Origin of the sequence: Citrobacter sp. Cpo045 (assembly GCF_030332875.1) — a bacterium.
GTDB classification, from domain to species: Bacteria; Pseudomonadota; Gammaproteobacteria; order Enterobacterales; family Enterobacteriaceae; genus Citrobacter; species Citrobacter portucalensis.
Window position 1 is genome coordinate 1 of the sequence record NZ_JAOWGZ010000067.1, and the last position, 8,456, is coordinate 8,456.

7 protein-coding genes are annotated in these 8,456 nt (G+C 49.4%); 4 read left to right on the top strand and 3 right to left on the bottom strand.

Annotation, left to right across the window (positions count from 1 at the left end):
• Window positions 1-283: 283 nt before the first annotated feature.
• The 3 genes from OGY13_RS01790 to OGY13_RS01800 all read right to left on the bottom strand — a co-directional run bounded on the left by OGY13_RS01790 (window position 284) and on the right by OGY13_RS01800 (window position 4,488).
• The gene (locus tag OGY13_RS01790; RefSeq protein WP_000780222.1) at window positions 284-565 is read right to left on the bottom strand and encodes a helix-turn-helix domain-containing protein; all 282 of its coding nucleotides are present in this window, start codon (window positions 563-565) and stop codon (window positions 284-286) included.
• Complete coding sequence (locus OGY13_RS01795) at window positions 546-875, bottom strand: type II toxin-antitoxin system RelE/ParE family toxin (protein WP_000493286.1); 330 nt, start codon at window positions 873-875, stop codon at window positions 546-548. Before OGY13_RS01795 ends, OGY13_RS01790 begins: the two co-directional genes overlap by 20 nt.
• Before the next feature lie 604 nt (window positions 876-1,479).
• Complete coding sequence (locus OGY13_RS01800) at window positions 1,480-4,488, bottom strand: Tn3 family transposase (RefSeq protein WP_012817690.1); 3,009 nt, start codon at window positions 4,486-4,488, stop codon at window positions 1,480-1,482.
• Window positions 4,489-4,651: 163 nt separating this feature from the next.
• Here OGY13_RS01800 and OGY13_RS01805 point away from each other — a divergent pair, with 163 nt between their 5' ends.
• From OGY13_RS01805 to OGY13_RS01820, 4 genes are all read left to right on the top strand, one after another.
• Window positions 4,652-5,200: a recombinase family protein gene (locus tag OGY13_RS01805; RefSeq protein ID WP_025760443.1), complete on the top strand. Its 549-nt coding sequence runs from the start codon at window positions 4,652-4,654 to the stop codon at window positions 5,198-5,200.
• Window positions 5,201-5,302: 102 nt separating this feature from the next.
• Window positions 5,303-7,246, top strand: coding sequence for a site-specific DNA-methyltransferase (locus OGY13_RS01810; RefSeq protein WP_032490861.1), 1,944 nt, complete (start codon window positions 5,303-5,305; stop codon window positions 7,244-7,246).
• Window positions 7,224-8,192 (top strand): DEAD/DEAH box helicase family protein, encoded by a 969-nt coding sequence (locus tag OGY13_RS01815; RefSeq protein ID WP_286637520.1) that lies wholly within the window; start codon window positions 7,224-7,226, stop codon window positions 8,190-8,192. Before OGY13_RS01810 ends, OGY13_RS01815 begins: the two co-directional genes overlap by 23 nt.
• A 28-nt stretch (window positions 8,193-8,220) precedes the next feature.
• Window positions 8,221-8,456 (top strand): IS1-like element transposase (locus tag OGY13_RS01820; protein ID WP_001735594.1); only part of this gene is annotated, 236 nt, incomplete at its 3' end.

Consider the following 8,456-nt stretch of genomic DNA (forward strand, 5'->3'; position numbering starts at 1 on the left):
GCTCATGATGTCCCTCTGGGATGCGCTCCGGATGAATATGATGATCTCATATCAGGAACTTGTTCGCACCTTCCCTAAGTCACCGGCGGCTTGCCTGCCACACATTGAACATTACAGACCAATTAGCACTTTGTCACCGGGGAAAGATGTAAAGATTATGTATAAATAGATTGGCTTAGAAGTGACATTTCAACTTTGGAGAAACAGGTGACATTTTAAACTTGCTTTAACAAAATTTTGGGACTGACCGAAACAAAAAGGCCAGCCCCGGAGGGCTGGCTATTCAGTACAGGGCAATGACAGGTTTCTTGATGCCGCAGGCGTGAGCGTAGCGGGTCAGTGTGTCGATGCTGGCTTTGGTGATGTTGTTTTCCAGGCGAGAAATAACCGGAGGTGTAACCCCCATGCGTTCAGCAACCTGCGCTTTTGTCAGGTTGTCATGCTTGCGCCATTCAGCAAGCAGCTCCCTGAGCTTTTCCTTACGTTCTTCTTCCTGCCATGCAGCGCGATATTCATCGTCCTGCATCCACTCGTTATGCAGTTCTTTATGGCTTACCAGTTTCATTAAGTACCTCCGCTAACCGCTTTTTGGCGAGATCGATTTCTTTCGCTGGCGTTTTCTGTGACTTCTTGATGAAAACACGGAGCATGATGATGGTATTGCCTTTGTGGTATACCCAGATTCCCCTGGCTATGTCCGTCCCCATCGTGCGGATCTCAAAAAGTCCATCGCCCAGGGGCTTCGTGTCCGGCTCCCGCAGTAATCGGGCGTCATACTCCAGTTTGCCGATGAGACGGTCAAACTTCACCCTGATTTTTACGGGTAATGCTGTGGCTTCTTCCCTGGCTTCCGGGTGATAAACAACGCTAAACATGTGACCTCCCATTTCTATTAATATTAACCTATAGGCTAATTTCAGACAAGGTAGAATTAACCTATAAGCTAATTTTGTTGGCAGTTATCGTGGCTACCCGGTCACTACCCTGTTAGCGTGAGTTTTCGTTCCACTGAGGAACGGGGATTTATGCGCGTTAGCGCATGTAAGGCGGCAGGATGAAATGACAGGTAGCACCGAGGGTTAGCCGCCGATACCAGTGAGGGATCGAAAGGGATCGCCTATCCATCCCTTCACCCTGCAAAGCCATATTCCGCTAAAAGCGGCTCAGAGGCTTTTGTGCGCGGTCGGAGTGGTCACAACAAGGCCGAAGCCGCAGTTGGGGCGTATCTCCGCGTTAGCGGGTCGTAAGAGCCGCTTACGAGCGTGTAAGCTAATTCTTCAGCGATATTTGCTGACGTATCCGGCGTGGCCGGATTTGTCCAATCCCTCGATGGCTAACAGGCGAGCTGTTAGCCATCGAGGGATTCCGTTCTGAATGCCCCGCGCTTTAGCGTGGGGAGCTACTTTTGAGGCGCTCGCGCCGATGCTGTTCGGTTATCCACTTTTTGGGGTTTGAGAGCCAATGGAACGAAAACGTACGCTAAGAAGTTAATTCATTGTTTAAATTGAAATTTAGTTCTCTCAGTTCCCCCTTCAAAATATCCTCCGGTAGCGTAAACGTATAATGCCCCAGCATATTGATATGCCCGTGCATCAGTGGGGACAACCGGGCGATATCTTCAACCCCGATTTCTTCTCCATTACTGCGTATCCAGCTCAGGGCTTCCTGCATATAAAGTGTGTTCCACAGTACCACTGCGTTAGTGACCAGGCCCAGTGCCCCCAGCTGATCTTCCTGACCTTCACGATAGCGCTTTCTGATCTCACCGCGCTGCCCGTAGCAGATCGCCCTCGCCACAGCATGGCGGCCTTCCCCCCGGTTTAGCTGCGTCAGGATCCGCCGACGATAATCCTCATCATCAATATAATTAAGAAGGTACAGCGTCTTGTTGACGCGCCCCACTTCCATGATCGCCTGTGCCAGCCCTGATGGGCGCGAGCTTTTCAGCAAAGAGCGAATGAGTTCTGAAGCATGAATGGTGCCCAGTTTCAGCGAACCGGCGGTTCGCATCATCTCATCCCACTGATCCTCGGCTTTCGACAGATCGGCACAACCACGTGCCAGTTCGTCCAGTGCACCGTAATTTGCCGATTTATCCACTCGCCAGAATACCGCTTCACCGGCATCGGCAAGCCGGGGGGAAAACTGGTATCCCAGCAGCCAGAAGAGGCCAAAAATAATGTCGCTGGTACCGGCTGTGTCTGTCATGATCTCAACCGGATTCAGCCCTGTCTGCTGCTCCAGAAGGCCTTCCAGCACAAAAATGGAATCTCGTAATGTGCCGGGGACAACGATGCCGTGGAATCCAGAGTACTGATCAGAGACGAAGTTGTACCAGGTGATGCCACGTCCGGAACCAAAATATTTTCTGTTAGGTCCTGAATTGACGGTTTTCACCGGCGTGACAAAGCGCATGCCATCAGCTGAAGCCACTTCGCCACCACCCCAGCGGCCAGCAAGCTCCAGTGTGGACTGAAAATCAACCAGGCGGGCATTGGCGCTGACCAGCGTTTCTGCCCGGAGGTAATTCTGTTTTACCCAGCTAAGCCGGTGGCGCGTCAGCGCCGGTATATTGTGCTTTATCAGCGGTTCCAGCCCGATATTGCAGGCCTCTGCCATCAGGACCGCGCACAGGCTGATGTGCAGATCCTGTGCCCGGGCCCCGGATTCACTGACATGCGTAAACTCACGTGTAAATCCCGTTCTGGCATCTATTTCAAGCAACAGTTCCGTCAAATCTACTGGCGGGAGTAGCAGCCTTACCCGACTGTTGAGACGATGCAACGATGTTGGCTCCTCCAGTTTCTCCAGGCTGCTGATAGTCAGGGAAGGATGTTTACCGTCATGGCAAATATGAACCTCCGCATTTCCTTCAAAGCGGGATGCGACGGTTTTCCAGGTTTCATCTAGCTGGACCGCCAACTGTTGCACGCCTTTATGTCCATCAGTGGGATGTCCCAGCGCCCGGCAAACGGGGACCCGCTGAGCCTGCCATTCTTCCCCCTGCAACAGCTTCTCGCGGGGATTTCCCCAGCGATCGCTGTTTTCGAGCCAGATGTCCCTTCGACGTAGTGCATCCTGAAGGCGCTCCAGCAGACAAAGCGAGTAACCGGCACGCTGTATCCGGCCCTCCGCATCGTATACCAGGCGTTTCCAGGGGCCGGTAATAATATGTTCAGGCGCATTGTCCAGGATGCGCTTTTTCGAGCAGTTCAGTTCGGTCAGATAATGAATGGCGGACAACGTATGTTCTCCGGCTGGCGCTGCCTGGAAATGCAGGTCGCGCAATACCGCCGGAAGAAAGCGCTTTACCCGCCCGTACTGCTCCACCATTTCGTCATGGAAATTGTTGTTCTGAGGCCGGGCCAGCTCATTTACCTTGCAGACGGATTCTGCCAGCCTGCTTTTCGGTATGCTGTTGAATATGGTCTCCCTCAGTTCAGCATCGTCAGCCTGTTCATCCAGCAACAATGAACATGCCCGCGCCAATATTAGCGCAGCACGATCAAGATCTTTAAGCGTCCTGAGCCGTTTTTTCTGCCCCGTTTTCTTCGCCGCACGAGTGATATCCAGTATCAGCATATCGAGCACATCAACGGCCTCATCCAGCGCCGCAGTCTCCTGCGCTTTAACGAATGCTGTGAGTACGGCCAGTTTTCTCTGCTGTGGCATTCGCGCGATATATTTTACCGACGCCATGCCTGCGTAACGGGCCAAATTACGCAGTTGTATAGCAGGCAGACCGGTAAAATTCAGTCGGGAAAATTCCAGGTTTCGCAGCCGGATATACCGCTCCAGCGCTTCGGTAAATGCCGGGCCGCTGACGGTGACCGGTCCCTTTTTCAGTTGCTCCAGCGGTGAAGTACGCTGCCCCTCAGGAATGTCCAGAAGCTCCGTCACGCGGGCGGTCTGCCAGCTGTCCGGCAACGCGGCCAGTTTCTTCCACAGCCGCTGATTTGCCCGTTCGCGTATTTCACTGACGAGACGTACAAGTGTGGTTGCTCCGGGCAGCAGGACCTTATTCTGAAGCAGCCACGCGGTGGCAAAATCAAACATAAGGCCGGGTCGCTCATTACTGAGCCATGCGCGGGTGTACAGCAGGCGCTTCAGGCGGAAAGACCAGGGGAAATCGCCAAATTCATGGTAACCGTAATATTCCTTAATCAGCGCAGTATGCTCTCTGAGGGTGGTAACCCGTTCTGCGTAGCGGGTAAGGACTTCTGGACGGCGAATATTAAGCTGCACCGCGACAAATTGCTGAACACCTGGCAGAACCCGGGTTAAGTCTGTCAGAAAGGTGCCCAGAAAACGGGCGGTGGTGAGCTGAAGCGCAATTCCCAGCCGGTTATGCCTTCCCCGCCGCTGGTTAATGAAGGCAAGATCCCGCTCATCAAGATGAAAATAGCGCGCCAGCTGCACGTCATTGGGTTCTGCAACATAGCGACCATAATTCAGTTCCTGCTCAGTGGTCAGAAAATCGACGGGCATACCGGCCTCCCTGCCTGATGGTCATGAATTAACAATTTCGCAACCGTCCGAAATATTATGAATTATAAGACAGCATAAAACGGCAGGCATGGACTGTCTATTAAATCGTATTTTTGCCATAATAGACATACGGTGTCTGATATTCGATTTAAGGTACATTTTTATGCGACTTTTTGGTTACGCACGGGTATCAACCAGTCAGCAGTCTCTCGATATTCAGGTCAAGGCGCTCAAAGACGCGGGGGTGAAATTCAACCGCATCTTTACCGACAAGGCATCCGGCAGCTCTGCCGACAGGGAGGGGCTGGATCTGCTCCGTATGAAGGTGGAGGAAGGTGATGTCATTCTGGTCAAGAAACTTGACCGTCTTGGCCGCGACACTGCCGATATGATCCAACTGATTAAAACATTTGACGCCCAGGGCGTGGCTGTCCGGTTCATTGATGACGGGATTAGTACTGATGGGGAGATGGGGAAGATGATCGTCACCATTCTTTCAGCAGTAGCTCAAGCAGAGCGTACTCGCATCCTTGAACGAACAAATGAAGGAAGGTTAGAGGCCAAGTCTAAAGGGATTAAATTTGGCCGCAAACCAACAGTGGATAAAGCTAAAGTTCACTGTCTTCGTGAACAAGGTCTTGGCGCAACCAGCATATCCAGACAGTTAAAGATTGCACGTTCCACAGTCTACAAAATTCTCGCTACTACGTAGTGGTACACATGATGGAACGTCACTAGTAGGCTGAACACGATAGGAAATAACCTCGTATAAAGCTATGTCTACTGTTATTAGCATGAACGATAAAGGGCAATTATGGATTACGAACAACTGCCTAGGGCGGCACTGGTCCGAATGCTTCAAGAGCATGATGCGGCACTAGTCGACGCCGGTAAAAATGGCATCGTTATGAATTACACCGGCCGAACAGCTCCGTGGCAAATAATCAGACAGGTGAAGCCTAAGCTCTTCAGTATTATAAAAAAATATTCTTGTGGTGAAGAGCTTGCTCAGGCTGAAAATGAGATTTGGGATGGAGAAAATCTTTCCGCAATGGTCACTCTCTATAAATATAGAGGGCAGATTGATCTCGTACTGACAGACCCTCCCTACAATACCGGAGAGGATTTCCGTTATAACGACAAATGGGATAAAGATCCCAACGACCCTGATTTGGGCGATGTAGTTCCTAAAGACGACGGTTCGAAGCATAGCAAATGGTTGCGCTTCATGACCCCCAGAATTTGGATGATGAGGGAGATGCTGAAACCAGGTGGCGTGATGGCGATTTGTATCGATCATCGGGAACTTTTCCGCCTAGGAATGCTCATGGATGAGATATTTGGCGAGGATAATCGTTTAGCAATTATTAACTGGCAAAAGTCCGCGGCTGCGAGACCTGATAATAAACATGTCTCGACGGCAACCGAGTACGTACTGGTATACGGGAAAGATATAACCCGTGTACGGACGGCATCGCTCGCTCGTGGAGAGGCTGACAACAAGAGATACTCCAATCCAGACAACGACCCGGGAAACGACTGGCGTGAGGGAAATCTTACTGCAAAAAGTTATTCAGCTAAGGACGACTATGGTATCCAGTCTCCATTCACAGGAGTTGTGCATTACCCAGCTGGTAATGGTGCGTGGAGGCATCCTAAGAAGAATGTAAAAATATGGCTGAACGCTTGGGGACCTGAGTACGAAGAACGCGATATAGGAGATGGTCGTGGAAAAGCTTTGGTTGTTAAAGGCCAACAACCAGGAGCTATCGCGAGCTCAGTATCTAAGAAAGCATATGCCCGGCTTGCAAAAAATAACTGGCCATTTCTTTGGTTTGGCCGGGACGGTCTGGGTAGACCCCGCGTCAAAACTTATCTTGAACAAATAAAGAAAGGGAAAGTGCCCGTAACATACTGGTCAGATACCGATCTTGCCTCCGAAATCCTGACTGACATTGATTTAGGCTCTACATCTTGGGATTACTCGGAGTCGGGTCGATCTGCAGATGGTGTGGCCGAACTAACAGCTGTTGTTGGTCAAGGGCATGGTTTTTCTACCGTAAAACCTCTCAAATTGATGACCAAAATCATCCAACTCTGGTGTCGTCCGGACGGCATTGTTTTAGATCCATTTGCAGGTTCTGGAACTACGGGGCATGCAGTGCTTGAATTAAATAAAGAAGCCGATACAAATAGACGATTCATTTTAATTGAACAAGGCAATACTGAGAAAGGTGACCACTATGCAAAAACCCTCACAGCTGAGCGTGTAAAGCGTGTGATTTCAGGTGATTGGTCTAAAACTAAAAAAGAACCATTAGTGGGGGGATTTCGATTTATTGAGCTAAAGCGCGAAAAAATAGACGCTGATGCGGTGAATACGCTTGCTCGTGAGGAAATGATAGATCTATTACTCACAAGTTATTGGGATAAAGCAGAAAAAGCAAAGTCGTATCTCAGAAGGCTACCTACTCAGCCGAATCGGCATCTATTTGCGGTTAACTCGAAACAAGAAGGGTTCTTCTTAATTTGGGGGGCTCCAGATAAACCATCAGCCCTGACTAAAGCAGCATTCAGGGAAATAGCTGAAGAGTCTAGGCAGGCAGGTTTAGCCCCACATTATCATGTGTATGCTGCCCTTGCTCCATACACCGGTAGTAGTGTCGAATTTTATAAAATCCCAGATAGGGTTCTTGAGCACATAGGTTTCAGCCAGCGTCAGGACTCCTTCAATAATGAGAATGATACTGATGCCTGATTTTGAACTTAAAGTATTTCAAGCCGATGCTGCAAAGACAATCGTAGACCGCTACGCATTTTTCGCTGGGCATCCATATCGCCCTAGCAAAGGGCCAAAACCGCGACCATTTTTTCAGGCATTATCTGCACTTACAGGAGCAGGCAAGACACCAGTATTAGCACAAGCCGTTACCCTACTAAGATCTCATTTTTCTTCAGAACCCATAATATTCTGGATGTCTAAAGCGAAGTCAGTAGTTGCTCAGACCTATTCTAACTTTAGTGCAGGTGGAAAATATTCAGAAATCGTAGATGGTTTTCGTATCATAAATATAGCTCAGCTAACTCCTATGCATATCGAAGATGGGAGCACACCTTTGATGATCATGGCCACTACTGGTCTTTTTAATAACAGAGATCAATCTGAGGGGGCTTTAAATATATATAAGAAAGATGCTGATCTATTCGGCGATTCATCTCCATGGGAGCGACTTATTGCACGAAAAACAGGTGCTAAACGGCGCCCATTATTAATTGTGTATGATGAGGGACATAATCTTTCTGAGCAGCAAACAGAAATTTTATCTGAATTGGAACCTGATGCATATTTGCTTGCAAGTGCGACTTTAAAGTTGCCAGCTAATTTTCATAAGGCTGTTATCCAACCGATAAAGCTTTGGGCTGAAGAAGCCTCTAATGATTATGAGCGCTTTGCGGAACTTAGTGCACTCGGGGCTGATGGTAGCCCTGATGCACAGTTATTCGTTACGACAGCCATTAGCAGTGAAAAAGTTGTTAGCGCCGAGTTGGTTAAAAAAGCTATTCAATTTGACGGCACTACCGGGGCAATGGAAAAATCACTTGATGATCTTCATAAAAGATTAGAATTGATAAAAGCTGAGATTTCCGAGCGAGGTCTTGGATTCAGTCCAAAAGCCGGTAATGGTGCCAACTTACTGATTTAGTGTACGATGGTGTTTTTGAGGTGCTCCCGTGGCTTCCATCTCCATCAGTTGTCCCTCCTGCTCAGCTACTGAAGGCGTGGTGCGTAACGGTAAAAGTACTGCCGGACATCAGCGCTATCTCTGCTCTCACTGCCGTAAAACATGGCAACTGCAGTTCACTTACACCGCCTCTCAGCCCGGTACACACCAGAAAATCATTGATATGGCCATGAATGGTGTTGGATGCCGGGCAACCGCCCGCATTATGGGCGTTGGCCTCAACAC

What these genes read in the sequence shown, in the direction of transcription:
- OGY13_RS01790 (WP_000780222.1), bottom strand. Translation starts at nt 565, where the DNA reads ATGAAACTGGTAAGCCATAAAGAACTGCATAACGAGTGGATGCAGGAC.
- OGY13_RS01795 (WP_000493286.1), bottom strand. Translation starts at nt 875, where the DNA reads ATGTTTAGCGTTGTTTATCACCCGGAAGCCAGGGAAGAAGCCACAGCA.
- OGY13_RS01800 (WP_012817690.1), bottom strand. Translation starts at nt 4,488, where the DNA reads ATGCCCGTCGATTTTCTGACCACTGAGCAGGAACTGAATTATGGTCGC.
- OGY13_RS01805 (WP_025760443.1), top strand. Translation starts at nt 4,652, where the DNA reads ATGCGACTTTTTGGTTACGCACGGGTATCAACCAGTCAGCAGTCTCTC.
- OGY13_RS01810 (WP_032490861.1), top strand. Translation starts at nt 5,303, where the DNA reads ATGGATTACGAACAACTGCCTAGGGCGGCACTGGTCCGAATGCTTCAA.
- OGY13_RS01815 (WP_286637520.1), top strand. Translation starts at nt 7,224, where the DNA reads ATGAGAATGATACTGATGCCTGATTTTGAACTTAAAGTATTTCAAGCC.